The following is a 24,182-nucleotide window of genomic DNA, read 5'->3' on the forward strand; positions in this document are numbered from 1 at the left end:
GAACGGGTGTGAGAGGAGCGGATCGTGCGTGAGATTCTGCCGGCGCTGAACCGCTGGTACGCGGCGCGGACCCCGTTCGGTCTGGCCACGGTCGTCGCGGTCAGCCGCAGCGCGCCGCGCGGCCCCGGTGCCGCCATGGCGGTGGGGCCCGACGACGAGGTCGTGGGCAGTGTGTCCGGGGGTTGTGTGGAGGGGGCGGTGTACGAGCTCGCGCAGGAGGTGGTGGCGAGCGGGGAGGCGCGCCTGGAGACCTTCGGGTACAGCGACGAGGACGCCTTCGCGGTCGGCCTCACCTGCGGCGGCGAGATCACCCTGCTGGTGCGGCCCGTCACGCCCGAGTCCGACCCCGGGTTCGGCGCGGTCGCCGCGTCGGTCGCCGCGGGCGAACCGGTGACCGTGGCCACGGTGGTCGACGGGCCCGCGCCGCGCGGGGCCACCCTGGCCGTCTGGCCCGACACGGTGACCGGCACGCTCGGCGCGAGCGGTCTGGACGTCGCGGTCACCGCCGACGCGCGCGGTGAACTCGCCCTCGGAGCCACGGGCCTGCGCCACTACGGCCCGCACGGCGAGCGGCGCGAGGACGACGTCACCGTGTTCCTCCACTCCTTCGCGCCACCCCCGCGGATGCTGGTCTTCGGCGCCATCGACTACGCGGCCGCGGTGGCCCGCCTCGGCGACTTCCTCGGCTACCGGGTCACCGTGTGCGACGCCCGCCCGGTCTTCGCGACGCCCAAGCGGTTCCCGCCGGGCGTGGAGGTCGTCGTGGACTGGCCGCACCGCTATCTGAGCGGCACGCAGACCGACGAGCGGACGGTGATCTGCGTCCTGACCCACGACCCGAAGTTCGATGTGCCGCTGCTGGAGGAGGCGCTGCGCCGGCCGGCCGCCTACATCGGGGCGATGGGCAGCCGGCGTACCCACGACGAACGCCACAAACGGCTGGTCGACGCCGGTCTCACGGAGGCCGAACTGGCCCGGCTGCGCTCGCCGGTCGGGCTCGACCTCGGCGCCCGTACGCCCGAGGAGGTCGCGATCTCCGTCGCCGCCGAGATCGTCGCGCTGCGCTGGGGCGGCACCGGTGCGCCGCTGACCCTGACCGCGGGGGCGATCCACCCCGCCGGATCCGGCTGACCACCAGCAGCCCGAACGCGAGGAGGAAGTCATGGAACTGCAGCACGAGTTCACCGTTCCCGTCCCGGTCCCGGACGCCTGGCGGGCGCTCCTCGACATCGAGCGCGTCGCGCCGTGCATGCCCGGGGCGACCGTGGAGGACTACGACGGCAAGACCGTGACCGGATCGGTGAAGGTCAAGGTCGGGCCGATCACGGTGACGTACAAGGGAACCGCCGTCTTCGAGGAACAGGACGAGTCCGCCCATCGCATCGTCCTCATCGCCAGCGGGCGCGAGACCCGCGGCCAGGGCACGGCCCGGGCCACGGTGACCGGCACGCTCAGCGAACTGGACGGCGGAACCGCCGTGTCGGTCCGCACCGATCTGACGGTCACCGGACGCCCGGCCCAGTTCGGACGCGGGGTGATGGCGGAGGTGGGCGACCGGGTGGTGGGCCAGTTCGCGGCCTGTCTGTCGGAACGCCTGGCCGAACCGGCCACCGCCACGCCCACCGTCACCGATGTGCACCCGCCCGAGACCGAGCCGCTGGACCTGCTCCGCACGGCCGGCGTGCCGGTGGCGAAGCGGGCCGGCATCGCGGCGGGGATCGCCGCGGCGGTGGCGCTGGTGGTGGCGGGAATCCTGGCGCGCGTACGGCGTCGCAAGCGGCGCTGACCGCCGTCGCGCGGGACGGGTTCAGACGTCGCCGTCGCCCTGGACGGGTTCAGACGTCGCCGTCGCCCTGGACGAGGGCGTGCAGATGCTGGTCGTGCCAGCCGTCCGCGTGCAGCAGTGCTCCGCGCATGGTGCCTTCCAGCAGGTAGCCCGCCTTCTCGGCCACCCGGCAGGACGCCGGGTTGGCGACGGAGTGGCACAGCCGCAGTCGGTGCAGGCCGAGTTCGTCCAGCGCCCAGCGGCTGAGCCGCCGCGTCGCCTCGACGACGATGCCGCCGCCACGGGCCTCGGGCAGGACCCAGTAGACGATCTCGGCGCTGCCGCCCGCGAGATCGATGTCGTTCCAGCCGATGAGCCCCGTCGCCGCGGCGCCCGGCCGGGCGACGGCCCAGACGGCACCCGTCTCGGCCCGCCAGCGCTCCCGCATGCGCTCGATCCTGCGGCAGGCCTCGGCACGGCTCTCGACGGTGAAGAGGTTCCACCGGCGGATCGCGGGGTCCTGCCCGGCGGCCAGCAGCGCGTCGGCGTCGTCGGGGCGCCACGGCCGCAGTTCCAGGCCGCTGGGCAGCGCCAGGACGGGCTGGTCGGCACGGGTCATGCGGCCTGCGGGAACGACCGGCGGGATGCCTGGGCTGAAGATCATCGCGGCATCCTGCCACACGGTCCCTACCGCCGCGGCAGACGGTGCAGCGTCACGTCCTTGAGCGCACCGTCGGTGACGGTCGCCGTCAGATAGGTGCAGTGGGGCTGGCGGCGGCGGTCGGTCGGCGAGCCGGGGTTGATCAGGCGCAGTCCGGAGGGGGCGGTGGTGTCCCAGGGGATGTGGCTGTGCCCGAAGACCAGCACGTCGAGGTCGGGGAAGCGGGCCGCGCTGCGGACCTCGCGGCCCTCGGCAGGGCCGGTCTCGTGGACGACGCCGAAGCGCAGGCCGCCGAGTTCGGCGTACGCCACCTCGGGGAGCCGGGCGCGCAGCTCCGGGCCGTCGTTGTTGCCGTACACCCCGATCAGCCGGCGGCTGTGGCTCTCCAGCAGGTCCAGGGTGGCGGTGTCGACCCAGTCGCCGGCGTGGAACACCACGTCGGCGTGCGGGAGTTCGGCGAGCAGTCGCTCCGGCAGTCGCTCGGCACGCGCGGGGACATGGGTGTCGGACATGAGCAGCAGGCGCACAGGGTCAGGTTAGGGCAGGTCGGGGTGCGTGGTGGGCAAGCCGGGGTGCGTGGCTCGGCAGGCCGGACTGAACAGGTGAACTGAACAGGTGAACTGAACAGGTGAACTGAGCAGGTTGGGCTGGACAGTCTGGACTGACGATTTTAGGGTGGCGGCATGGACCACATCTCCGACTCCGCCGCCCGTGCCGCACGCGACCTGCGGGTGGTCTTCAGCCGGCTGCGGCGCCGTATACGGGAGATCGCGCGGGACGAGGCCGAGGGCGTCCTCACCCCGTCCCAGGAGTCGGCGCTCACCCTGGTCGGCAAGCACGGCGCCGCCACGGCCAGCGCCCTGGCGTCCGCGGAGGGGGTGCGACCGCAGTCGATGGCCGCCACGCTCGCCGCCCTCGACCAGCACGGGCTGATCCGCCGCGCCCCCGACCCCGACGACGGCCGCCGGCAACTGGTCACCCTGACCGAGTCCGGTCGGGCCCGTGTCGAGGGCAACCGGCAGGCGCGCGAGGAGTGGCTGGCCCGCGCCTTCCAGGACCGCTTCACCGAGGAGGAGCGGCAGACGGTCCTCGACGCGCTGAAGCTGATGGAACGGCTGTCCCGGCAGTGATACCGAGGACCGAGGGACCCGCCGCACGGGGCACACGCCCGGCGCCCGGCGGGTTCGACCGGCGGCTGATCGCGCCGATGGTCCTGGGGTCCGTCCTCAACCCGGTCAACTCCTCGATGATCGCCGTGGCCCTGGTGCCGATCGGGACCGCCTTCGGGGCCCCACCGGCCGAGACGGTGTGGCTGGTCTCGGCGCTCTATCTGGCCACGGCCGTGGGCCAGCCGGTGATCGGCCGGCTGGTGGACATGTACGGTCCGCGCCGGCTCTATCTCGTCGGTACGTCCCTGGTGGGCGTGGCCGGTGTGATGGGCGCGCTCGCGCCCTCCCTGGGCATGCTGATCGCGGCGCGCGTGCTGCTGGGCTTCGGGACCTCGGCCGCGTATCCGGCAGCCATGCGTCTGACGCGCAGCGAGGCCGAACGCACCGGCCGGGACAGCCCGGCGGGGGTGCTGACCGCCCTGGCCGTCGCGGGGCAGACAGTGGCCGTGATCGGCCCCGTCCTCGGCGGACTGCTCATCGGCGTCGGCGGCTGGCGCGCCGTCTTCACCGTCAACGTGCCCCTCTCGGCGGCCTGCCTCGCACTGGGGACGCTGCGGCTGCCCAGGGCCGAGGACGCATCGTGGGCCGACGGACGGAACAAGGGAGCGGGGAGCGGGGAGCGGAGCAACGGACCGCGGACCGACGGACGGAGCGTGGACCTGCCCGGCATGACCCTGTTCGCGGTCGTGCTGGTGTCGCTGATGCTGTTCCTGATGGGCCCCCGGCCGGACCGCTGGTACCTGCCCGTGCTGTCCGCCGTCGCGGCCGCCGCCTTCGCGGTCCGGGAGCTGCGGGTGCCGGACCCGTTCGTCGACCTGCGCGTGCTCGGCGGCAACGTCCCGCTGCTGGCCACGTATCTGCGCCAGTTCCTCGGCTACACCACCGCGTACTCCTTCATGTACGGCTACACCCAGTGGCTGGAGGAGGGCCGCGGCCTGAGCGCCTCGACGGCGGGACTCGCGCTGCTGCCGATGATGGTCGCCGCGCTGACGGTGTCCACGCTCACCGGGCGCCGCGAGGCGGTACGCACCAAGCTGGTCGTCGGGGCCCTCGTGCAGATGACCGGCTGCGCCGCACTGCTGCTGGTCGGCGCCGGCAGCCCGGTCTGGCTGCTGCTCGCCGTCGGGACCGTGCTGGGCGTGCCGCAGGGGCTCATCGGCCTCGCCGCCCAGAACGCCCTGTACCGGCAGGCCGACCCCGCGCGCATCGCCTCCGCCGCCGGGCTGCTGCGCACCTTCATGTACCTCGGCGCGCTGGGCGCCTCCGCCGCGACCGCGGCGTTCTTCCCGCACCGCGCCGACACGCCCGGGCTGCACGCCCTGGCACTTTTCATGCTCGCCGGTTCGGCACTGTTGCTGGCGACCACCCTCCCCGACCGTTCACTCGGCGAACTCACCCCGCGAAAGGCCTGATCGATCCATGTCGCTCACCACCCTCGACCCTCGCACCGCCCTCGTCGCGATCGACCTGCAGAACGGCATCGTGGCCATGCCGACCCAGCCGTACACCGCCTCTGACGTGGTGGCCCGCACGGCCGAACTCGCCGACGCCTTCCGGGCCCGGAACCTTCCTGTGGTCCTGGTCCGGGTGTCCTTCGCCCCGGACGGTGCCGACGCCGTTCCCGGCCGCACCGAGCGCGGTCCCGGCGGCCTCCCCTTCCCCGAGGGCTGGGACACCGTCGTGGACGAACTTTCCGGCCACCCCGGCGACATCCTGGTCACCAAGCGTAACTGGAACGCCTTCCACGGCACCGACCTCGACGTCCAGCTGCGCCGCCGCGGCATCACCCAGATCGTCCTGACGGGCATCGCCACCAGCATCGGCGTCGAGTCCACCGCCCGCGCCGCGTACGAGCACGGTTATCACGTCACCCTGGCCACGGACGCCATGTCCGACCGCGACCCGGAGGCCCACCGGGGCAGCGTCGAGCGCATCTTCCCGCGGCTGGGCGAGTCGGGGACGACCGCCGAAGTCCTCGACCTCCTGGCCAAGACCCACGACGGACAGTGACGGACCCCGGCCCCTGTGTGCCGGGCGGAGTTTTCCGCCCGCGCAAGGGGCCGGGTTAGCATTCGGCCACGCGCACGTGCCGCCTGGGCAACGGGTGGCGAACCAAGGGGGATTGGAAGCCGGATGCCGGTCAAGGTCAGCGTCATCGTCCCCGTCTACAACCCAGGGCCGTACATCGAGGACTGCATCGCCTCGATGCTGCGGCAGTCGCTGCCGCCCGACGAGTACGAAGTCATCTTCGTCGACGACGGCTCCACCGACCGGACCCCGGCCAGACTGGACGCGCTCGCCGCCGAGCACCCGCACATCCGGGTCATCCACCAGGAGAACTCCGGCTGGTCGGGCAAGCCGCGGAACGTGGGGATCGCCGCGTCCGAGGGCGAGTTCGTGATGTTCGTCGACAACGACGACTACCTCGGGGACGAAGCCCTTGAGCGGATGTACGAGTACGGGGTGGAGAACAAGGCCGATGTGATCGTCGGCAAGATGGCCGGGAAGGGCCGCCCGGTGCCGGTGGAGCTGTTCCGCCGCAACCATCCGCACGCCACCGTCCAGAACGCGCCGCTGATCGACAGCCTCACCCCGCACAAGATGGTCCGGCGGGCCTTCCTGGACCGCATCGGCCTGCGTTTCCCCGAGGGCCGGCGCCGCCTGGAGGACCATGTCTTCATCGCCGAGGCGTACCTGCGCGCCGACAACGTCTCGGTGCTCTCCGACTACGTCTGCTACTACCACGTCAAACGGGACGACGCCGGCAACGCGGGCTTCCAGCGCTTCGAGCCGGTCGGCTACTTCAAGAACCTTCGTGAGGCCCTGGACGTCGTCGAGCGGTACACCGAGCCGGGCCCGTCGCGCGACCGTCTGCTGCGCCGCTGGCTGCGCGTCGAGATGGTGGAGCGGATGAGCGGCCGCCGGCTGCTCGCGATGCCCGACGACTACCGGCGTGAGCTGTTCCACGAGATGCACACCGTGGTCCTGGAGCGCTTCGGCCCCGGTGTCGCGCCCGGACTGCGGCCCGGACAGCGGATCGTGGCATCGCTGATCAGGGACGACCGTTACGACGACCTCGTCGCCTACGCCCAGTGGGAGACCGGGGTGGGGCCCAAGGCCGACCCCACCGGTGTCGAATGGCGGGACGGGACCCTGCGTGTCACGTTCACCGCCGAGTACAGGTCCGGCGGACAGCCGATGACCTTCCCGGCCGACGGGCCCGGCACTCCGGCCACGGACACCGCGCCCCGGGACCTCGACGAGGCGGCGGCCCGGCTGGGCGCGAACGCCGTCGACGGCTTCGAGAAGGCCACCGTCGACCTGATCCTGCGCGACCGGGCCACCTCCGCCTCGTTCTTCCAGCCGGTGGAGGTCACCCGCGAGCGGGTCCCGGCCGACGACGGGCGGGTCCGGCTGGTGCTGCGCGGCACGGCGAGCGTGGACCCCGGCACCGCGGCGGGCGGCGCCGCGCTGTACGCCGGCCTGTGGGACGCGTACGTCCGCGTCGGCCTCGGCGGCTGGTCCAAGGAGTGCCGCCTCGGTCCGGCACCGCGGCAGGAACGTCCCACGCCGCCCGCCGGTGTGGTCGCGGGCCGTGTGGTGCTGCCGTACTGGACGAAGCAGTACGACAACTTCTCGCTGGACGTCGACCGGGCGAGCAAGGCCCTCGGTCTGGGCCGGCTCACCCCCGAGGACGCGGCGGTCTCGGCCGACCACCAGCTCAGCCTCGCACTGCCCCTGCACGTCCCCGACCGCACCGCCGTCCAGGTGCGGCTGACCGACCCGGCGACGGACCGGTCCCTGCGGCAGACGGGGACGCTCACCCCGGCGGACGGGGCCGGCTCGCTGCTGGAGGCGTCGGTGCCGGTGCGCGAGCTGAGGGGGGCGTCGTGGCGGACGGAGGTGTGCCTGCTCCCGGAGGCGGAGGCACCTCGCTTCCTCGCACTGCCGCTCGCCCTGCATGTGACCCGCACCGGCGGGGTCCGCGTGGCCGGACCCGCGGCGCCGGGCCTGCTGCTGCGGCTGGCGCGCAAGGCGCGACGCGTCATGGGCGCGGTCCGGGGTAGGAAGGCGTAGCAGAACATGACACGGAGGACGTGACGGCGTGCGACCACTGGACATTGCGGGCGCCTGGGTGCTGGAGCCCAAGGTGTTCCCGGACAACCGGGGAAGCTTCCACGAGTGGTTCCGGGGCGAGGAGTTCCGCGAGGCCACCGGGTACGACCTGGACCTGGCCCAGGCCAACTGTTCGGTGTCCCGGCGGGGCGTCCTGCGCGGGGTGCACTTCGCGGACGTGCCGCCCGGTCAGGCCAAGTACCTCACGTGCGTGCGCGGAGCCGTGCTCGACGTGGTGGTGGACATCCGCGTCGGCTCACCTACGTACGGCGCGTGGGAGGCCGTACGACTGGACGACGAGACGCACCACGCCATCTTCCTCGCGGAGGGACTGGGGCACGCGTTCATGGCCCTGACCGACGACGCCACGGTGGTCTACCTCTGCTCCACGGGCTACGCACCGGGCCGCGAGCACGGGGTACACCCCCTCGATCCCGCCCTCGGCATCGCCTGGCCCCAGGGCATCGAACCGATTCTCTCCGAGAAGGACGCCGCGGCCCCCACACTGGCCGAGGCGGAGCAATCCGGCCTGCTTCCCACATACACGGACTGCTCCGCCTACTACGCGCGGCTGCGCTCGGGCCCGTTCGACCAGCCCTCGACCAGCGGGGGTCAGGACTTGGCGTAGCGCTGCTTCAGGGCCTTGCGCTTGTTGGTGCCTTCGGCGTTCCTGCCCTTTTCGATAATCACCAGATTGTGGTAGAAGTGCACGGCGACGACGTTGAGGTCCGTGTAGGACGGCTGATAGTTCTCGTCCACGAATTCCTCGTAATTCAACCCGTCCGCCAGCCTCTTCAGCATCGCCATGCTGGTGTTCGGGGCGTCACGGTCCTCGCTGCCCATCCATTCGGGCCAGTAGGAGGACTGTGTGTCCTCGACGGCGTAGATGCCGCCGTCCTTGAGCCGGGGGAAGAGTGTGGCGAACGTCGTGAGGACGTGCGGGCTACGGTGACTTCCGTCGTCGATGATGACGTCGAGCTCGCCGATCTTGTCGGCGACCGCGTTCAGGGACGAGGGGTCGGACTGGTCGCCGATGAAGGTCGTGATGCGGTCCTCGTCGACAAATGACTTGTCCTGGATATCCATTCCGAAGATCTGCGCCTTCGGGAAGAACTGCTTCCACATGCGCAGCGACGCACCGCCCTGGCCAGGCCGGTTGTAACCGCCGATCCCGATCTCCAGAAGGTTGAACTTCTCGTTCTTCAGGTGCTGCAGGTGTCGCTGGTAGTGCTGGGTGTAACGGTGCGTTCCCCACTTGTCCGTCTTGAAATGCAGGGCAAGTTTGTTGAGATCGTTGGAAATCGCCTCAAGTCCGCTCGGCTTGGCCGACTTGGTCCACTTGCCGGAGAGGCGTCGCTTCAGCCGGCGCAGAACCCGCACATTCTCCTCACCCAATATGGACTTCACGGTTGCTCGAATCGACATGACGAGACATTCCTTCCATGCGGCTTACCAGGATGCGCCGGACGAACGGGAAGGCCTCACGCGCCCACGCGGACCGTCCCGTCGCATCATTCACGAAGCATCGTAGTGACGAAGTCGGATGCGTGGGCGGCGAACTCAACGGCGAACGACAGCGGTCGAACCAGATCCACGGCGCCCCGTGCCCGGCGACGGGACGCGATCCGGCATTACACACGCTCCGTATCCACAGATCAACGCGTGGCGTTTCCGCGCGGGAAATTCTTGCGCATAGGCGCCGGGGTGGAAATACCCCTCCAAGATCGGCGAATCGGCCATTCCTCCACACCTTTCAGCCTCTCCCTCGCGACGAAACGATCCGAGCGACGACGGGAACTGGTCTGATGTCCCCTCATGCCGGAACGGGATCCGCTCGTTTCACTGAGACATCTCCTTGCGGATGTGGGGCAGTGCTTCGTGCAGGGCGGAGCGCCAGTTGCGGAGGGGTTGCAGGCCGATCTCCCGCCATCGGGCGTGCCCGAGGGCGCTGTAGGCGGGGCGGGGGGCGGGGCGCGGGAAGGCGGCGCTGGTGGTGGGGCGCACCCGGGTCGGGTCGGCGCCGATGAGCAGGAACACCTCCCGGGCCAGTTCGTGCCAGCTGGCCTCGCCGGAACTGGTGGCGTGGAAGATACCGTGTGCGCCCTCGTCCCGGGAGAGTGCGGTACCGAGATCCGCGATCCGGGTGGCGACGTCCGCGGTCCAGGTGGGCTGGCCGCGCTGGTCGTCGACGACGTCCAGGGTGTCCCGGCGGGCCTCCAGTTCGAGCATCGTGCGCACGAAACTGCGGCCGTGGGCGCCGTACAGCCAGGCCGTGCGCACGACGGCGGCCGCGCCCGGGAGTTCCTCCAGGACCGCCCGCTCGCCGGCCAGTTTGGTGCGGCCGTACGCGGTGCGCGGAGCGGGCGGGTGGTCCTCCGGGTACGGGGTGGCGCGGGCCTCGCCGTCGAAGACGTAGTCGGTGGAGATGTGCACCAGGCGGGCGCCCCGCTCCGCGCAGGCACGGGCCAGCAGCCGGGGGCCGTCGCCGTTGATCCGCAGCGCCCGCGCCTCGTCGGTCTCGGCGTCGTCGACGGCCGTGTACGCGGCGCAGTTGACGACGACGTCGGGGCGGTGCGCAGCGAACGCCCGCCGTACGGCGTCGGGGTCGGTGATCTCGAGTGCGGCGCGGTCCAGGCCGGTCACGTTCGCGCCGCGCCGGCGCAGTTCCTCGACCGTGTCGCGGCCGAGCATGCCGGCCGCGCCGGTGACCAGCCACCTCATCGGGACTCCCGCTGCTTCAGCGGCTCCCACCAGGCCCGGTTGTCCCGGTACCAGGCGACCGTCTCGGCCAGCCCGGTGGTGAAGTCGTGGCGCGGGCGGTAGCCCAGCTCGTCGCGGGCCTTGCTCCAGTCGACGGAGTAGCGCAGGTCGTGGCCCTTGCGGTCGGTGACGTACTCGACCCGGTCCCAGTCCGCCCCGCACGCCCGCAGGAGCAGGCCGGTGAGCTCCTTGTTGCTCAGTTCGGTGCCGCCGCCGATGTTGTAGACCTCGCCGGGACGGCCCTTCGTGCGGACCAGCTCCACACCCTGGCAGTGGTCCTCGACGTGCAGCCAGTCGCGCACATTGCGCCCGTCGCCGTACAGCGGGACCTTCGCTCCGTCGAGCAGGTTGGTCACGAACAGCGGGATGACCTTCTCGGGGAACTGGTGCGGGCCGTAGTTGTTGGAGCAGCGGGTGACGCGGACGTCCAGGCCGTGGGTGCGGTGGTAGGCGAGGGCGAGCAGGTCGGAGGAGGCCTTGGAGGCGGAGTACGGGGAGTTGGGGGCGAGGGGATGGGTCTCGGGCCAGGAGCCGGACTCGATGGAGCCGTAGACCTCGTCGGTGGAGACGTGCACGAACGGGCCGACGCCGTGACGCAGCGCCGCGTCCAGGAGCGTCTGGGTGCCCAGCACATTGGTGAGGACGAACTCGCCCGCCCCGTCGATCGACCGGTCCACATGGGACTCGGCGGCGAAGTGCACGACCTGGTCGGCCTGGGCCATGAGTTTGTCGACCAGGTCGGCATCACAGATGTCGCCCTCGACGAACTCCAGGCGGGGATGCCCGTCGGGGAGGTTGGTGAGCGTGCCGGCGTAGGTGAGCTTGTCCAGCACGGTGATGCGCGGCGCGTCCGGGGCGTCCTCGGCGAGGAGCGTACGGACGTACGTGGAGCCGATGAACCCGGCGGCGCCGGTGACGAGGAGATTCATGAACGGATCTGCACCTTGCTGTGGTCTCCGAGGACGAGGCGGTGGGCACTGGGCACGCCGGCTGCCGGGGTCACCTCCACATGCCGGCCGATCAGCGAGGACTCGATCCTGCCCACTCCGTCGATGGAGGAGTCCCGCAGCACGATGGAGAACTCCAGCTCGCTGTCCGTGATCCGGCAGTTCTCGGCGATGGAGGTGTAGGGGCCGACGTACGAGTCGCTGACCACGGTCCCCGTGCCGATGACGACGGGGCCGACGATGCGCGAGTTCGCGACCCGCGCCCCTTCCTCGACGACCACCCGGCCCACGGTCTCGGACCGCTCGTCCACCTCGCCGTCGATCCGCCGCTCCATCCCTTCCAGGACGGTCCGGTTGACCTCCAGCATGTCGCCGACGTTGCCGGTGTCCTTCCAGTAGCCCTGGATGACCGTCGAGCGCACGTCGGCACGGGTGTCGATGAGGTGCTGGATGGCGTGGGTGATCTCCAGCTCGCCCCGCCAGGACGGCCTGATGGCGCGGACCGCGTCATGGATCAGGGGGGTGAGGAGGTAGACGCCGACCAGCGCGAGGTCGCTCTTGGGATGCTCCGGCTTCTCCTCCAGGCCGATCACCTGCCCCGACGCGTCGAGTTCGGCGACGCCGAAGGAACGCGGGTCGGGGACATGGGTGAGCAGGATCTGGGCGTCGGGGCGGCTGGCGCGGAACTCGTCGACGAGGGTACTGATGCCGCCGACGATGAAGTTGTCCCCGAGGTACATCACGAAGTCGTCGTCGCCGAGGAAGTCCCGTGCGATCAAGACCGCGTGGGCGAGGCCGAGGGGCTTCTCCTGGGGTATGTAGGTGACCTCCAGGCCGAACTTCGAACCGTCGCCGACCGCCTCCTCTATCTCGGCGGCGGTGTCGCCGACGATCATCCCGACCTCGGTGATGCCGGCCGCGGCTATGGACTCCAGGCCGTAGAAGAGGACGGGCTTGTTGGCCACCGGCACGAGCTGTTTCGCCGACGTGTGCGTGATCGGACGCAGCCGGGTGCCGGCACCGCCGGACAGGACCAGAGCCTTCATCTGCCACACCCTATCGGTGATCGTCGGGATCGGACCTATGTTTGCTTTGCTGGGTCGTTTACGACAGAACGTCCCCCCGTCCGGCGAGCGGCTTACGGGTACGCGGCCCGGGTGACCAGGGCGTGGCGCGGGCAGGTCGTGGTGGCGCCGGGGTAGCGTCCCCGGCGATGACGGAACTACCGGAAATTTCGGAGAAGTACGAGATCGCCGAGCGGTACGCCGCCACCGCGCCGCCGGCCGGCCGGGCCCTGCTGCGCTGGGCCTCGACGACCGACCACAAGGTGATCGGCCGTCTCTACATGGTCACGGCGTTCTGCTTCTTCCTGCTGGCCGGGCTGCTCGCCCTGGGCATGCGTGCCGAACTCGCCCGCCCCGGGCTGCAGTTCCTGAGCAAGCAGGGCTACGACCAGTTCTTCACCATCCACGGCACGATCATGATGCTGCTGTTCGCCACCCCGATGTTCGCCGGGTTCGCGAACGCCGTGATGCCGTTGCAGATCGGTTCCCCCGACGTGGCCTTCCCCCGCCTGAACGCGCTGTCGTACTGGATGTACCTGTTCGGCGGGCTGATGGTGGTCTCGGGCTTCGTGGTGCCCGGCGGCGCGGCGGCGTTCGGCTGGTTCGCCTACGCGCCGCTCAACAGCGCCATCCACTCCCCCGGCGCGGGCGGCGACCTGTGGGTGATGGGGCTCGTGGTGACCGGTGTGTCGACGACACTGGGTGCCGTCAACTTCATCAGTACGATCCTGTGTCTGCGCGCGCCGGGCATGACCATGTTCCGGATGCCGATGTTCACATGGAACGTGCTGTTTACATCGATCCTGGTGCTGCCCGCCTTCCCGGTGCTCACCGCGACGCTGCTGGTCCTGGAGTCGGACCGGAAGTTCGGCTCGCTCGTCTTCGAGCCGGCGAGCGGCGGCGCGCTGCTGTGGCAGCACCTGTTCTGGTTCTTCGGGCACCCCGAGGTCTACATCGTGGCGCTGCCGTTCTTCGGCATCATCTCCGAGATCATCCCGGTGTTCTCGCGCAAGCCGCTGTTCGGGTACCTGCCGATGATCGGCGCGACGATCACGATCACCATGCTGTCCGCGGTGGTGTGGGCGCACCATATGTTCGCCACCGGCGCGGTGCTGCTGCCGTTCTTCTCGATCATGTCGTTCCTGATCGCGGTGCCCACCGGGATCAAGTTCTTCGCCTGGATCGGGACCATGTGGCACGGGTCGATCTCGTTCGAGACGCCGATGCTGTGGTCGCTCGGCTTTCTGGTGTCGTTCCTGCTGGGCGGGCTCAGCGGGGTGCTGATCGCCTCGCCGCCGCTCGACTTCCATCTGACCGACTCGTACTTCATCGTGGCGCACCTGCACTATGTGCTGTTCGGCACGGTGGTGTTCGCGATGTTCGCCGGCTTCTACTTCTGGTGGCCCAAGTTCACCGGGAAGATGCTCGACGAGCGGCTCGGCAAGCTGCACTTCTGGCTGCTCTTCCCGGGGTTCCAGCTCACGTTCCTGGTCCAGCACTGGCTCGGCGAGGCCGGCATGCCCCGCCGGTACGCCGACTATCTGCCCCAGGACGGCTTCGCCCTGCTCAACACCCTGTCCTCCGCGGGCGCGTTCCTGCTCGGTGCCTCCACGCTGCCCTTCCTGTACAACGTCTGGCGCACCGCGCACCGGGCGCCGAGGGTCACCGAGAACGACCCCTGGGGCTATGGGCGCGCCCTGGAGTGGGCGACGTCCTGCCCGCCGCCCCGGCACAACTTCGTCGCCCTGCCCCGGGTGCGGTCGGAATCGCCCGCCTTCGACCTGCACCACCCCGAGTTCGCCGGGCGGGCGGTGGAGGGGGAGGGAACCCGATGAAGGTCGAGGCGTTGCTGTTCGGCGGTGTCGCCCTGTTCTTCGCGGGCGTCGCCGCCCTCTACGGCGCGTGGTCGCACGAATCGGCAGGCACGGCGGCGCTGATCGTCGCCGGCGGGATGGCCGCGGTCATCGCGTTCTTCTGCGCGGTGCAGTACCTGCGCAAGGGACGGCGCCCCCAGGACCGCACCGACGCCGAAGTGGCCGACGGCGCGGGGCCCCTGGAGTTCTTCCCCGCCGAGAGCGTCTGGCCGCTGGTCACCGCGTTCGGCTTCGCGCTCGCGGCGACCGGGGTGGTGTTCGGACTGTGGCTGTTCCTCATCGGTTTCGTCGTGCTGGCGCGCGGTGTCCTCGGGATGGTCTTCCAGTACGTGAACCGGTGATCGGCCGCCTGGGCGCACCGGGGCGGAACTCTCCGGCCGGACGGTGGTCGCTCTCATAGCCACCCGCGAGGGTCTGCCGTACGTCGCCCGTCGGCACGCCCTTCGCCAGCCTCTCCCGCTCCGCCTCCGTCAGGGCCAGACACAGCCACCGGGCAACCAGGAACGCGACGACCGGGGCCACCACGAGACAGACCCGCAGTGCCCAGGTCAGGGTGTTGACCGAGATCCGGAAGGACTGGGCGACGACGTCGTTGGCGCCCGCGAGGAGCAGCACGGCGTAGAAGACGGTGCCGGCGACGCCCAGGCCGGTGCGCACGGGACGCTCGCGGGGCCGGTCGCACAGATGGCGTTCGCGGTCCCACTCCCCCGTCAGACGCTGCTCCACGAAGGGGTAGGCGTACAGGGCGCCGAACAGCAGCCCGGGCAGGACGACGGCCGGCAGCAGCACGTTCCACATGAGGGTGTGACCGGCGAGGTTCGTCTCCCACGGCGGTACGAGGCGCAGCGCGCCCTCCAGGAAGCCGACGTACCAGTCGGGCTGGGATCCGGTCGAGTCCTGGTCGGGGCGGTACGGGCCGTACACCCAGACCGGGTTGATCTGGGCGACGGCGGACATCAGGACGAGCACGCCGAAGACTGCGAGGGACAGCCCGCCGGACGCGGCCGTGAACCGGGGGAAGAGCGGCCTGCCGATGACGTTGCGGTTCGAGCGGCCCGGTCCGCGCCACTGCGTGTGCTTGAGGTGGAACACCAGGATCAGGTGCACGGTGACCAGGGCGATCAACGCGCCGGGCAGCAGCAGGATGTGCATCGAGTACAGACGGGTGACGATCTCGTGGGCGGGGTACGCGCCGCCGAAGGCGAAGAAGGCCACGTACGTTCCGACCACCGGGATGGAGAGCATGATGCCCTGGGCGATCCTGAGGCCCGTGCCGGAGAGCAGGTCGTCGGGGAGCGAGTAGCCGGCGAACCCCTCGGCGAGGGCGAGCACGAACAGCGTGAGCCCGATGACCCAGTTCAGCTCGCGGGGCCTGCGGAAGGCGCCGGTGAAGAAGATCCGGAGCATGTGCACGCCGATCGCGGCGACGAAGACGAGCGCCGCCCAGTGGTGCGCCTGCCTCATCAGCAGACCGCCGCGCACCTCGAAGCTGATGTGCAGCGTGGAGTCGAAGGCGGCCGACATGCGCACCCCCTGCAGCGGGACGTACGGGCCCGCGTAGACGACCTCCCGCATCTCCGGCTTGAAGAAGAAGGTCAGCCACACTCCGGTCAGCACCAGGGCGAGCAGGCTGTACAGCGCCAACTCGCCCAGCAGGAACGACCAGTGGTCGGGGAACGCCTTGCGCAGCAGCGCCCCGCCCTCCAGCACCGGCAACCGCGCGTCCGCCGCCCCGACCAGCCGCTCGGCGGGGTGCGCGGGGCGGTGAGCGGCGCCGGCGCCGGTGGCCGGAGCGCCATCGGTGGCGGGTTCCGCGTCGGGGCGGGTCACGTGCCCTGAGGGGTCCCCGCCGCTCGCTCCACCTCCGCCTCGACGTCGCCCCGCGCCCGGCCCTCCTCCTTCGCGTACTCGCTCACCGCCGTCTGCACCTCCCGGGCCAGGTCGCGCCAGGCCCGCAGGGCGGTCTCGTACGTCTCCTTCTGGGCACCGGTCAGTTGCGCCTCGGCAGGCGGGCCGTAGGTGTCCCGCAGTTCCAGGACCTGCGCGTGGGCCATGTCCGACGCGCGCTGCTTCGCCACGAGCTCTTCGAAGGTGTGTGCCACGGCAAGGACCCTAGGCACGGCGGGCGCCGGGAACCCCCGCGACCTGCCGTGCGGCTTTCGCACCCACACCCGTGTGGCGGTCAGCCCTCCAGCGCGATGTCGGCCCACACCTGCTTGCCGCCGCTCACCGGCAGCGTCCCCCAGGCGACCGACACGGCCTCCACGAGCAGGATGCCGCGGCCGCCGGTGGCCTCCCAGCCGATGTTGGTGGGTTTCATCGGCGTGCGCGGCGAGGCGTCGGCGACGGCTACCCGGAGCCGGTGGTTGACCAGGGTGAGGTCGAGGCGTACCTGGCCGTCGGTGTGCACGAGGGCGTTGGTGACGAGCTCGGAGACCACGAGCAGCACGGTGTCCAGGTCGTCCGCGGGTACGCCCCAGGCGCGCATGGTGCGCTTGGTGAAGCGGCGGGCGTGCCGGGCGGCCTCCGGCACCCGCCACACCGTCCAGCTCTCCCTGAGCGGGCGCACGGCCAGGCCGTCGTAGCGCATCAGGAGCAGGGCGACGTCGTCGCTGCGGCGGGCGCTGCCGAGCAGGGCGTCGGCGACCAGGCCGAGGTGGGCGGGGTCGGACGAGGCCAGGTCGTGGGCGAACCGCTCCATGCCGACGTCGATGTCGGCCTCGACGGACTCCACCAGACCGTCGGTGGTCAGCGCGAGCACGGTGCCGGGCATGAGGTGCAGTGGGGCCATGGGGAAGTCGGCCCGGTCGACCACGCCGAGCGGCGGGCCGCCCTCGGTCTCGGCGATCTCCGTTGCGCCGTCCGGGTGACGCAGCACCGGGGGCAGGTGTCCGGCGCGCACGCACCAGGCCGTGCCCTCCTCCATGTCCACGTCTACGTAGCAGCAGGTGGCGAAGAGGTCCGACTCCATGTCCATGAGGAGCCGGTTGGCGTGCGAGACCACCACGTCCGGGGTGTGGCCCTCGGCGGCGTAGGCGCGCAGGGCGGTGCGCATCTGGCCCATGAGGGTGGCGGCGGCCGCGCTGTGGCCCTGGACGTCGCCGATGACGAGGGCGACGTGGTTGTCGGGCAGCGGGATCACGTCGTACCAGTCGCCGCCCACCTCCAGCCCGGCGGTGGTGGGCAGATAGCGGGCCACGGCGACCGCGCCGCCCAGCTTGGGCAGCCGGCGCGGCAGGAGGGCGCGCTGGAGCATGCCGACGAGCTCGTGCTCGGCGTCGAAGGCGTGCGCGCGCATCAGGGCCTGGCCGGCCAGGCCGGCGGAGGCGGTGAGCAGGGCGCGTTCGTCGGGGCCGAACTCGTGCGGGCTGTCCCAGCCGATCAGGCACGCCCCGGCCATACGGCCGCCGGCGGGCAGCGGCAGCACCGCGAGGCCACCGGGGCCGACCTCGGCGAGGGCGGGTTCCAGGGAGGTGCCGGCGGGCCAGATCTGGGCGCGGCCCTCGCGCAGGGCGGCGGCGAGGGTGGGCATGGCGCGGACGGGGGCGTCGGGCCACTCCGTGCGCCACTCGGAGCGCCACACCTCGGGCCAGACCTCGGGTTCGGGCGGGTCGAGGACGGTGACCACGAGACGGTCGTTCTCCAGCTCGGCGAGCGCGAGCCGGTCGGCCTGGAGCGGCTTGCGCAGGGCGTTGACCACGGCCTGACCGACGTCCTTGACGGTGCCGGCGGTGGCGAGCGCCGCGGCCAGGCGCTGGACGCGGGCCACGTCGGTGACGTCGGAGCGCAGCTTGGAGGTGTCCGTCACGGTCCCGACCAGGAGCGCGGGCAGGCCCTCGCCGCCCGGCACCATCCGTCCGCGCAGCCTCAGCCACCTGGGCGGACCGGAGCGCTGCAGGATGCGGAACTCCAGCTCGCGTTCGCCGATGGACATGTGGTCGGCCTCGACGACGGACATCAGCGCGGGCAGGTCCTCGGGCACGGTCAGCCCGAGCAGGGTCTCGACCTTGCCGTCGAACTCTCCCCGGCCGATTTCGAACAGCTCCAGGATCTCGTCGCCGACCTCCACGCGGCCGGTGTCCATGGCCAGGCTGAAGGCGTCGGCGGGCAGCTCACCGGTGGTGGTGGCCCCGGGCGGGGCGGGCAGGGCGACCGAGTCGGCGATCAGTTCGAGACACCGGCGGTCTTCCAGGTCGAAGCCGCCGACGCGCTCGCTCACGGCGAGGAGACAGCCGTCGCCCTCCCGCACCGGAAGGGCCGCCACGAAGAACTCCCGGGACGGTGTGCGGCGTGCCTCGGGGCAGGCCGCCAGTTCCTCGGGGCCGAGCCACATCGGCTGCCCGGTGCGATGGGCCTCGGCGAGCGGGGACTGTGCCGAGGCGGGATAGCCGTCGCGCAGCCCGTACAGCGTGCGCGGCAGCCCCGCCGACTCCGCGAGGCGGAGCACCGCACCGTCCTCGCTCGGTGTGTACACGCCAACAAAGGACGCCCCGGCGAAAACCAGTGCCTGTTCGATGACACGGTGCAGTCGATCGGGTGCGCCGGGGTCGGTCATGACCGTTTCCAGGGCAACTTCGGCACGCTCCCTCCTCGTTCTGCGTACCGCAGCGCCCTCACTGACCACGTCCGCCATTACAGCGCTTATGAGCCGCCCGCGCAGCCCCTGTGACCGTTCCGTGGAGGTCACGGGGGTCCGGCGCGGCCCGTTCGCCGTGCGCCGCGCGCCGCCAGGAGAGAGCCTTGACCCCTGGGGGTGCGACGCGCGGCCGTACGAGGAGGTGGTCGGCGTGTCCGACGGGCAGAGGCCCGCGCAGGCGCCGGAGGCCACCGGGTCGCGGGTCGGCCAACCACTGCTCTCCCTGTCGCTGGCCACGATGATGGACGAGGTCCACGCGCACTCGGGTGCGGTGTACCTGCTGGCCAACGACGAGCCGGTACTGGAGATGGCCGTGGTGGCGGGGCTGCCCCGGGCGTTCGCGGCACCGTGGGAGCGGGTGGGGCTGAGCGCGCCGATCCCGGTCGCGGAGGCGGTCCGCGGCCGGCGGCTGGTCTGGGTGGGCGGCGAGGACGACATGGCCCGGCGCTATCCCCGTATCGCGGTGGTCCTGCCCTACCCCTTCGCGCTGGCCGCCCTGCCCGTGGCCACCGCGGACAAGGCGTACGGCGCGGTCTTCGTGACCTGGCCGGGTTCGCATCCGCCGGAGCTGTCCGACCGGGAGCGCGAGCATCTGACCGCGGCCTGCGACCGGCTCGCGGCGCGGCTGGAGCGGGCCGCGCAGGACAACCGGCCGATCCCGCGCGAGCCCGATCTGCTGGCGTCGACCGTGACGGGGGTCGCGGGCACCCTGGGCACGGTCGAGGCCGCGCGGATGGTGGCGCGGCTGCCGTACGGGCTGGTGTCGCTCGATCTGCACGGCCGGGTCGGGTTCGCCAACGCGGCGGCCGCCGAGCTGCTCGGCACACCCGCCGGTGAGCTCTTGGGCACCCATCTGTGGGCCTCGGTGCCCTGGCTGAACGACCCGATGTACGAGGACCGGTACCGGGGCGCCCTGATCAGCCAGCACGTGACGTCGTTCGTGGCGCTGCGCCCGCCGGGCGACTGGCTGTCGTTCCGGCTCTACCCGAGCACGACCGGGCTGAGCGTGCGCATCAGCAGGGCTCGCGCGGTGGCGGAGATGGGGCGGGCCGCTCCGCGGACCGGTGCGGGACCGTCCCGTCTGGTCACCATCTCCCAGGTGCTGAGCCTGGCCGGCGCGCTGACCGAGGCGGTGGGCGTGCAGGACGTGGTGCAGCTGGTCGCTGACGAGATCGTCCCGTCCGTCGGGAGCCAGGCCGTGGTGCTGCTCGGGTCGCAGGGCGGGCGGCTGCACGTGCTGGGGCACCGCGGGTATGCGAACCCGCACCATGTCGAGCGGTTCGACGGCGTCGCGCTGTCCGAGCGGATGCCGGGCACCCACGTCCTCACCACGGGGGTACCGGCGTTCTTCGACTCCCGGCAGCAGCTGGACCGCCTGTATCCGGAGCTGACCGGGCTGCCGGGCGGCTTCGCGGCCTGGGCCTATCTGCCGCTGATCGCGTCCGGGCGGCCGGTGGGCACCTGTGTGCTCGCCTATTCGGAGCCGCATGTCTTCCCCGCGGACGAACGGGCCGTTCTGACGAGCCTGGGCGGGCTGATCGCGCAGGCGCTGGCGCGGGCGCTGCTGTACGACGCCAAGAACCAGTTGGCGCACGGTCTGCAGGAGGCCCTGCTGCCGCGCTCCTTGATGCCACCGCCCGGCATCGAGGCGGCCGCGCGCTATCTGCCGGCCACTCAGGGCATGGAGATCGGCGGCGACTTCTACGACATGGTGCCGACCCGGCCGCTCGCGGCGGCGGTCATCGGGGACGTCCAGGGACACAACGTGACCGCGGCCGGGCTGATGGGGCAGATCCGCACCGGGGTACGGGCGTTCACCACCGGAGGTCAGGCGCCGGAGGAGGTGATGGGCAGCACCAACCGGCTGCTCGTCGACCTCGGCGCCGATCTGTTCGCGAGCTGTCTGTATCTGCGGCTCGATCCGGACAACGAGCGTGCCGTGATGGCCCGGGCGGGGCATCCGCCCCCGCTGCTGAGACGGCCGGACGGGCGGGTGCGCGTCCTGGACCTGGCCGGCGGTCCGCTGCTGGGCATCGACGCGGACGCGACGTACCCGACGACCGAGGTCGACCTCGCCAGGGGCTCGGTCCTCGTCCTGTACACCGACGGCCTCATCGAGTCGCCCGGCGTGGACATCGAGGACGCCCTGGCCGACATGGGTGAACTGCTGAACACGATCGGGGACCGGCCGCTGGAGCAGCTGGCCGACGAACTCGTCGCGCACAGCGTGGCGGCACGGGACCGGGTCGACGACGTGGCGGTGCTGTTGCTGCGGGCTCTGGGGCGCGCCTGAGCCGCGGCGGACCCGCCGCGAACGACGACGCGGTCCGACCCTCCCGCCGGAGGGCCGGACCGTCCACCGTCGGCCGGAACCGCTGGGGAGGCCGATCAGTGGGTCTGGGTTCAGTGGTTCTGGGTTCAGTGGTTCTGCGTGAGGGACGAGCCGTCGCCCGCGCCGGTGCCGGACTGGTCACCCGTACCCGCCGGGTCGGTCGCTGTCGCGGACGGGTCGGCCGTGGCGGAGGGGTCGGCCGTGGCGCCGGACTGGTCGCCGCCGCCCACCGCGTCGCCGCCCGCGCCGGCACCGGACTGGTCCCCGGCACCAGCACCAGCACCCGCACCGGACTGGTCACCCGCACCAGCACCGGCACCTGCACCTGCGTCGCCGAGCGTCGCGCCGGTCGCCTGCAGGGCTGCGGTCACCGGCTGGAAGAAGGTCTCGCCGCCGCTGGTGCAGTCGCCGCTGCCGCCGGAGGTCAGGCCGACCGCGCCGCCGTCCTGGGTGAACAGGGAGCCGCCGCTGTCGCCGGCCTCGGCGCAGACGTTGGTCTGGATGAGTCCGGTGACCGTGTCGACGCCGTTGGGGTCGGTCTCGCTCTGGAAGTTGACAGTGGCGTCGAGGCCGGTCACCTGGCCGTTGTGCAGACCGGTGGTGGAGCCCATCCGGAACACCGTCGCACCGACGGTGGCGTCCACGGCCTGGGTGATCTGGACGGTCTGCCCGTTGCCGACATTGACCTCGCTCGGCGCCTGGGTGGTGGCGTCGTTGTACTTGACGAGCGAGAAGTCGCCCTGGCCGGGGAAGGTGGCCTGGTCCACGGTCGCGATCGGCTGCCCGTTCTGGGAGTCGGACCAGTCCTTGGCCGCGACACCGCAGTGACCGGCCGTCAGGAAGGCGGGGCTGCCGTCCGAGGCCTTGACGTTGAAGCCGAGGGAGCAGCGGACGTTGCCGCCCTGCACCTGGGAGAAGATGGCGTCGCCGCCCGACACGAAGGTCTTGAAGGTGCCGGCGGACTTCTTGATGGTCGCCATGCCCGAGCCGAGGCCCTGGACCGTCGACTCCAGTCTGTTCCACTTTGCGCCCGTGACGGTGCTGTCGGCGGTGACCAGGACCTTGTTGGTCCTGGGGTCGACGGCCCAGGAGGTGCCCGGGATGGTCGCCTTGGTCTTCAGGGTCTGCGCGGCGGCCTTGAGTTCGGAGGTGCTGTTCTCCACCTGCCGGACGACCGCGCCCGCCTTCTTCGCCTGGACGATGAGATTGTTGTCGCCGCTGACCACGTTGACGACGAGCTGCTGCTTGCCGGAGTCGTAGTAGGAGCCGGCGAAGGCGTCACCAAGCGCCTTCTGGAGCTGCGCGGACAGGTCCGAGGCGTCCGTGGCCTTCATCGTCCTGGGGGCGCCGGCGGCATCCGCCGAGGCGCCGTCCTGGGACGCGTTCGCGTTCGGCAGCAGAAGGGCCGCCGCTCCGAGCGCCGCGACACCGCCCACCGCTATCGCGGCCTTGCGCTTCGGCATTCGCTTGTGACTCAAACTTCTCGACCTCCAAGGGACGGGGCCTGTGCCGGAGTCCGGCAGTTGATCGGGGGGCGCCTGGATGGCTGTAGGTACGGACGGGTCGAGCGGTGTGTTCAATTCCGTTTGCCAACTTGCTTTGCGCGAGGGCGAATCGGCCACGCTGCGCGTGTCGCGGGGCACGGTCGGGAACAATCCCCCATATGACGATGACCACCACCGAAGCCGACAAGATCCTCTCCGCCAACTTCGCCCCCTGGGTCCTTGAACTCGGGCTGTCGGTGGAGGCCTTGGACGAGAGGCGTGCGGTGCTGCGCCTGCCCTGGTCGGACCGGCTTTCCCGGGAGGGCGGAGGACTGTCGGGGCAGGCTCTGATGGCCGCCGCCGACACCGCGACGGTGATCGCCGTGTCGGCCGCGCGCGGTGGCTTCGTCCCGATGACGACGGTGCAGCAGTCGACGTCGTTCCAGCGTGCGGTGGCCGGTTCGGATGTCCTGATCGAAGCGGTGCTGAGCAAGCTGGGCCGGCGGATGGCCTTCGCGGACATCACGATGACCGACGAGGGCTCCGGGCGGATCGCCGCGCGGGCGAGCACGGTCTACGCGCTACTGGACTGACACGGCCTACGCCCTACTGAATGACACGGCCTACGCGCTGCTGGACCGACACGTTCGGCGACCGGCCGGACACGGTCCGTTCCGCACTCGGGCCGGAACCCCTGCTTCAGGGAATCTGCACATTGAATACTCAACGAAGTCACCGGGTCCGGCGGTTCTGCACAACCGCGCGCCCCTCCTCGCGCCTTTGGCGCGGAGTGCCGGATTCTCCGCCCCGGGGGCAAGCGTTCGTCTGCGCCGATGCCGTGCGCCATGTGAAGGAGTCGCCGACAAGCCGTGCGCGTGCCCTCACCGATGGGCTCCTGTGAAGGTCAAGTTCCCAGGTGAGACGCCTGGTTGATTGGCTGCGCGCGCCGCGTGCGTGCTTTGATCCATCGCGTCGCGGGAGCCGCGAAGGGCTTCCGGAAACGGGTGCCCGGCGCCCGCGGCCGCGGCCGTCCATCTGTTCTCGGAGGGGGCCGCTCTCCCCCTTGTGAAATATTCGTATGAAGGGAAGTTCCATCATGAACTCCACCCCCCAGGTCGAGACCGTCGAGATCTCGGACGCCGAGCTGGACAACGTCTCCGGCGGCCTTTCCGTGAACGCCCTCAACACCGCCACCGGTGCCCTGAACGGCATTGCCCCGGTTTCCGGCCTGGTGGACACGGCCGTCGGCACCGTCGAGGGTGTCACCGGTCTGAACACCGCCCCGGTCGCCGGCCTGGTCGCCGGTCTCTGATCGCACCTCGCTGCCGTTGAGTCCCGGAGCCGCATCCCGGCTCCGGGACTCTCGGATGTCCA

Annotated in this window: 22 protein-coding genes; 12 read left to right on the top strand and 10 right to left on the bottom strand. The window is 71.2% G+C overall.

Going from position 1 to position 24,182, the window contains the following annotated elements; translation table 11 throughout:
- Positions 1 to 24 precede the first annotated feature (24 nt).
- Together AB0I54_RS23410 and AB0I54_RS23415 are read left to right on the top strand one after the other, a co-directional pair.
- Complete coding sequence (locus tag AB0I54_RS23410) at positions 25 to 1,131, top strand: XdhC family protein (protein WP_363298049.1); 1,107 nt, start codon at positions 25 to 27, stop codon at positions 1,129 to 1,131.
- Between the two features lie 31 nt (positions 1,132 to 1,162).
- A complete protein-coding gene (locus AB0I54_RS23415) occupies positions 1,163 to 1,786 on the top strand; it encodes an SRPBCC family protein (RefSeq protein WP_363298050.1) in 624 nt (207 codons plus the stop codon).
- 49 nt (positions 1,787 to 1,835) lie between these two features.
- On the opposite strand, the gene AB0I54_RS23420 is transcribed toward AB0I54_RS23415, so the two are convergent.
- On the bottom strand, positions 1,836 to 2,429 hold the full coding sequence (locus AB0I54_RS23420; protein WP_363298051.1) for a GNAT family N-acetyltransferase: 594 nt from the start codon (positions 2,427 to 2,429) through the stop codon (positions 1,836 to 1,838).
- A 23-nt stretch (positions 2,430 to 2,452) separates the two neighbouring features.
- Positions 2,453 to 2,953: a metallophosphoesterase gene (locus AB0I54_RS23425; protein WP_363298052.1), complete on the bottom strand. Its 501-nt coding sequence runs from the start codon at positions 2,951 to 2,953 to the stop codon at positions 2,453 to 2,455.
- A 156-nt stretch (positions 2,954 to 3,109) separates the two neighbouring features.
- Between AB0I54_RS23425 and AB0I54_RS23430 the strand changes: the two genes are divergently transcribed.
- The 5 genes from AB0I54_RS23430 to rfbC all read left to right on the top strand — a co-directional run bounded on the left by AB0I54_RS23430 (position 3,110) and on the right by rfbC (position 8,339).
- Complete coding sequence (locus AB0I54_RS23430; protein ID WP_363298054.1) at positions 3,110 to 3,556, top strand: MarR family transcriptional regulator; 447 nt, start codon at positions 3,110 to 3,112, stop codon at positions 3,554 to 3,556.
- Entirely contained in the window at positions 3,553 to 5,007 is a 1,455-nt protein-coding gene (locus AB0I54_RS23435) for an MFS transporter (protein ID WP_363298055.1), read from the top strand. The genes AB0I54_RS23430 and AB0I54_RS23435 overlap by 4 nt, the downstream gene beginning before the upstream one ends.
- 7 nt (positions 5,008 to 5,014) lie before the next feature.
- Positions 5,015 to 5,605: a hydrolase gene (locus tag AB0I54_RS23440; RefSeq protein ID WP_363298056.1), complete on the top strand. Its 591-nt coding sequence runs from the start codon at positions 5,015 to 5,017 to the stop codon at positions 5,603 to 5,605.
- Positions 5,606 to 5,728: 123 nt separating this feature from the next.
- Positions 5,729 to 7,672, top strand: a complete 1,944-nt coding sequence (locus AB0I54_RS23445) for a glycosyltransferase family A protein (protein ID WP_363298057.1) — start codon at positions 5,729 to 5,731, stop codon at positions 7,670 to 7,672.
- 28 nt (positions 7,673 to 7,700) lie between these two features.
- Positions 7,701 to 8,339 carry a dTDP-4-dehydrorhamnose 3,5-epimerase gene (rfbC, locus tag AB0I54_RS23450; protein ID WP_363298058.1) on the top strand — a complete coding sequence of 213 codons (639 nt, stop codon included), beginning with the start codon at positions 7,701 to 7,703 and terminating at the stop codon, positions 8,337 to 8,339.
- Here the strand turns inward: rfbC and AB0I54_RS23455 are convergent.
- The 4 genes from AB0I54_RS23455 to AB0I54_RS23470 form a co-directional block, all read right to left on the bottom strand.
- Positions 8,324 to 9,136, bottom strand: a complete 813-nt coding sequence (locus AB0I54_RS23455) for a class I SAM-dependent methyltransferase (RefSeq protein ID WP_363298059.1) — start codon at positions 9,134 to 9,136, stop codon at positions 8,324 to 8,326. The genes rfbC and AB0I54_RS23455 overlap by 16 nt on opposite strands.
- A 414-nt stretch (positions 9,137 to 9,550) precedes the next feature.
- Positions 9,551 to 10,432, bottom strand: a complete 882-nt coding sequence (rfbD, locus tag AB0I54_RS23460; protein WP_363298060.1) for a dTDP-4-dehydrorhamnose reductase — start codon at positions 10,430 to 10,432, stop codon at positions 9,551 to 9,553.
- On the bottom strand, positions 10,429 to 11,400 hold the full coding sequence (gene rfbB / locus AB0I54_RS23465) for a dTDP-glucose 4,6-dehydratase (RefSeq protein WP_363298061.1): 972 nt from the start codon (positions 11,398 to 11,400) through the stop codon (positions 10,429 to 10,431). Before rfbB ends, rfbD begins: the two co-directional genes overlap by 4 nt.
- Positions 11,397 to 12,464, bottom strand: coding sequence for a glucose-1-phosphate thymidylyltransferase (locus AB0I54_RS23470; protein WP_363298062.1), 1,068 nt, complete (start codon positions 12,462 to 12,464; stop codon positions 11,397 to 11,399). The genes rfbB and AB0I54_RS23470 overlap by 4 nt, the downstream gene beginning before the upstream one ends.
- Positions 12,465 to 12,763: 299 nt before the next feature.
- On the opposite strand from AB0I54_RS23470, the gene AB0I54_RS23475 reads away from it, so the two are divergent.
- Together AB0I54_RS23475 and AB0I54_RS23480 are read left to right on the top strand one after the other, a co-directional pair.
- Positions 12,764 to 14,317: a cbb3-type cytochrome c oxidase subunit I gene (locus tag AB0I54_RS23475; protein ID WP_363298204.1), complete on the top strand. Its 1,554-nt coding sequence runs from the start codon at positions 12,764 to 12,766 to the stop codon at positions 14,315 to 14,317.
- A complete protein-coding gene (locus tag AB0I54_RS23480; RefSeq protein ID WP_363298063.1) occupies positions 14,314 to 14,697 on the top strand; it encodes a cytochrome c oxidase subunit 4 in 384 nt (127 codons plus the stop codon). Before AB0I54_RS23475 ends, AB0I54_RS23480 begins: the two co-directional genes overlap by 4 nt.
- Here AB0I54_RS23480 and AB0I54_RS23485 read toward each other — a convergent pair.
- From AB0I54_RS23485 to AB0I54_RS23495, 3 genes are all read right to left on the bottom strand, one after another.
- A complete protein-coding gene (locus tag AB0I54_RS23485) occupies positions 14,633 to 16,096 on the bottom strand; it encodes a ubiquinol-cytochrome c reductase cytochrome b subunit (protein ID WP_363298205.1) in 1,464 nt (487 codons plus the stop codon). The two genes, AB0I54_RS23480 and AB0I54_RS23485, sit on opposite strands and share 65 nt — an antisense overlap.
- Before the next feature lie 86 nt (positions 16,097 to 16,182).
- Complete coding sequence (locus AB0I54_RS23490; protein ID WP_363298064.1) at positions 16,183 to 16,458, bottom strand: hypothetical protein; 276 nt, start codon at positions 16,456 to 16,458, stop codon at positions 16,183 to 16,185.
- Between the two features lie 80 nt (positions 16,459 to 16,538).
- Positions 16,539 to 18,989, bottom strand: a complete 2,451-nt coding sequence (locus AB0I54_RS23495) for a SpoIIE family protein phosphatase (protein ID WP_363298065.1) — start codon at positions 18,987 to 18,989, stop codon at positions 16,539 to 16,541.
- Between the two features lie 154 nt (positions 18,990 to 19,143).
- Here AB0I54_RS23495 and AB0I54_RS23500 point away from each other — a divergent pair, with 154 nt between their 5' ends.
- A complete protein-coding gene (locus AB0I54_RS23500; protein ID WP_363298066.1) occupies positions 19,144 to 21,285 on the top strand; it encodes a SpoIIE family protein phosphatase in 2,142 nt (713 codons plus the stop codon).
- Positions 21,286 to 21,410: 125 nt separating this feature from the next.
- On the opposite strand, the gene AB0I54_RS23505 is transcribed toward AB0I54_RS23500, so the two are convergent.
- Complete coding sequence (locus tag AB0I54_RS23505; protein ID WP_363298067.1) at positions 21,411 to 22,787, bottom strand: S1 family peptidase; 1,377 nt, start codon at positions 22,785 to 22,787, stop codon at positions 21,411 to 21,413.
- A 200-nt stretch (positions 22,788 to 22,987) separates the two neighbouring features.
- Between AB0I54_RS23505 and AB0I54_RS23510 the strand changes: the two genes are divergently transcribed.
- Both AB0I54_RS23510 and AB0I54_RS23515 read left to right on the top strand, forming a co-directional pair.
- Positions 22,988 to 23,401, top strand: a complete 414-nt coding sequence (locus tag AB0I54_RS23510) for a PaaI family thioesterase (RefSeq protein ID WP_363298068.1) — start codon at positions 22,988 to 22,990, stop codon at positions 23,399 to 23,401.
- A 503-nt stretch (positions 23,402 to 23,904) separates the two neighbouring features.
- Positions 23,905 to 24,120, top strand: a complete 216-nt coding sequence (locus AB0I54_RS23515) for a type A2 lantipeptide (RefSeq protein ID WP_363298069.1) — start codon at positions 23,905 to 23,907, stop codon at positions 24,118 to 24,120.
- Positions 24,121 to 24,182 lie beyond the last annotated feature (62 nt).

It is taken from the genome of Streptomyces sp. NPDC050625 (assembly GCF_040654755.1).
Lineage (GTDB): Bacteria > Actinomycetota > Actinomycetes > Streptomycetales > Streptomycetaceae > Streptomyces.

Bases quoted from the DNA above. Each gene is read 5' to 3' on its own strand.
- AB0I54_RS23415 (WP_363298050.1), top strand. From the start codon at position 1,163: ATGGAACTGCAGCACGAGTTCACCGTTCCCGTCCCGGTCCCGGACGCC.
- AB0I54_RS23420 (WP_363298051.1), bottom strand. From the start codon at position 2,429: ATGATCTTCAGCCCAGGCATCCCGCCGGTCGTTCCCGCAGGCCGCATG.
- AB0I54_RS23430 (WP_363298054.1), top strand. From the start codon at position 3,110: ATGGACCACATCTCCGACTCCGCCGCCCGTGCCGCACGCGACCTGCGG.
- AB0I54_RS23440 (WP_363298056.1), top strand. From the start codon at position 5,015: ATGTCGCTCACCACCCTCGACCCTCGCACCGCCCTCGTCGCGATCGAC.
- AB0I54_RS23445 (WP_363298057.1), top strand. From the start codon at position 5,729: ATGCCGGTCAAGGTCAGCGTCATCGTCCCCGTCTACAACCCAGGGCCG.
- AB0I54_RS23455 (WP_363298059.1), bottom strand. From the start codon at position 9,136: ATGTCGATTCGAGCAACCGTGAAGTCCATATTGGGTGAGGAGAATGTG.
- rfbD (WP_363298060.1), bottom strand. From the start codon at position 10,432: ATGAGGTGGCTGGTCACCGGCGCGGCCGGCATGCTCGGCCGCGACACG.
- rfbB (WP_363298061.1), bottom strand. From the start codon at position 11,400: ATGAATCTCCTCGTCACCGGCGCCGCCGGGTTCATCGGCTCCACGTAC.
- AB0I54_RS23470 (WP_363298062.1), bottom strand. From the start codon at position 12,464: ATGAAGGCTCTGGTCCTGTCCGGCGGTGCCGGCACCCGGCTGCGTCCG.
- AB0I54_RS23475 (WP_363298204.1), top strand. From the start codon at position 12,764: ATGGTCACGGCGTTCTGCTTCTTCCTGCTGGCCGGGCTGCTCGCCCTG.
- AB0I54_RS23480 (WP_363298063.1), top strand. From the start codon at position 14,314: ATGAAGGTCGAGGCGTTGCTGTTCGGCGGTGTCGCCCTGTTCTTCGCG.
- AB0I54_RS23495 (WP_363298065.1), bottom strand. From the start codon at position 18,989: ATGGCGGACGTGGTCAGTGAGGGCGCTGCGGTACGCAGAACGAGGAGG.
- AB0I54_RS23505 (WP_363298067.1), bottom strand. From the start codon at position 22,787: ATGCCGAAGCGCAAGGCCGCGATAGCGGTGGGCGGTGTCGCGGCGCTC.
- AB0I54_RS23510 (WP_363298068.1), top strand. From the start codon at position 22,988: ATGACGATGACCACCACCGAAGCCGACAAGATCCTCTCCGCCAACTTC.
- AB0I54_RS23515 (WP_363298069.1), top strand. From the start codon at position 23,905: ATGAACTCCACCCCCCAGGTCGAGACCGTCGAGATCTCGGACGCCGAG.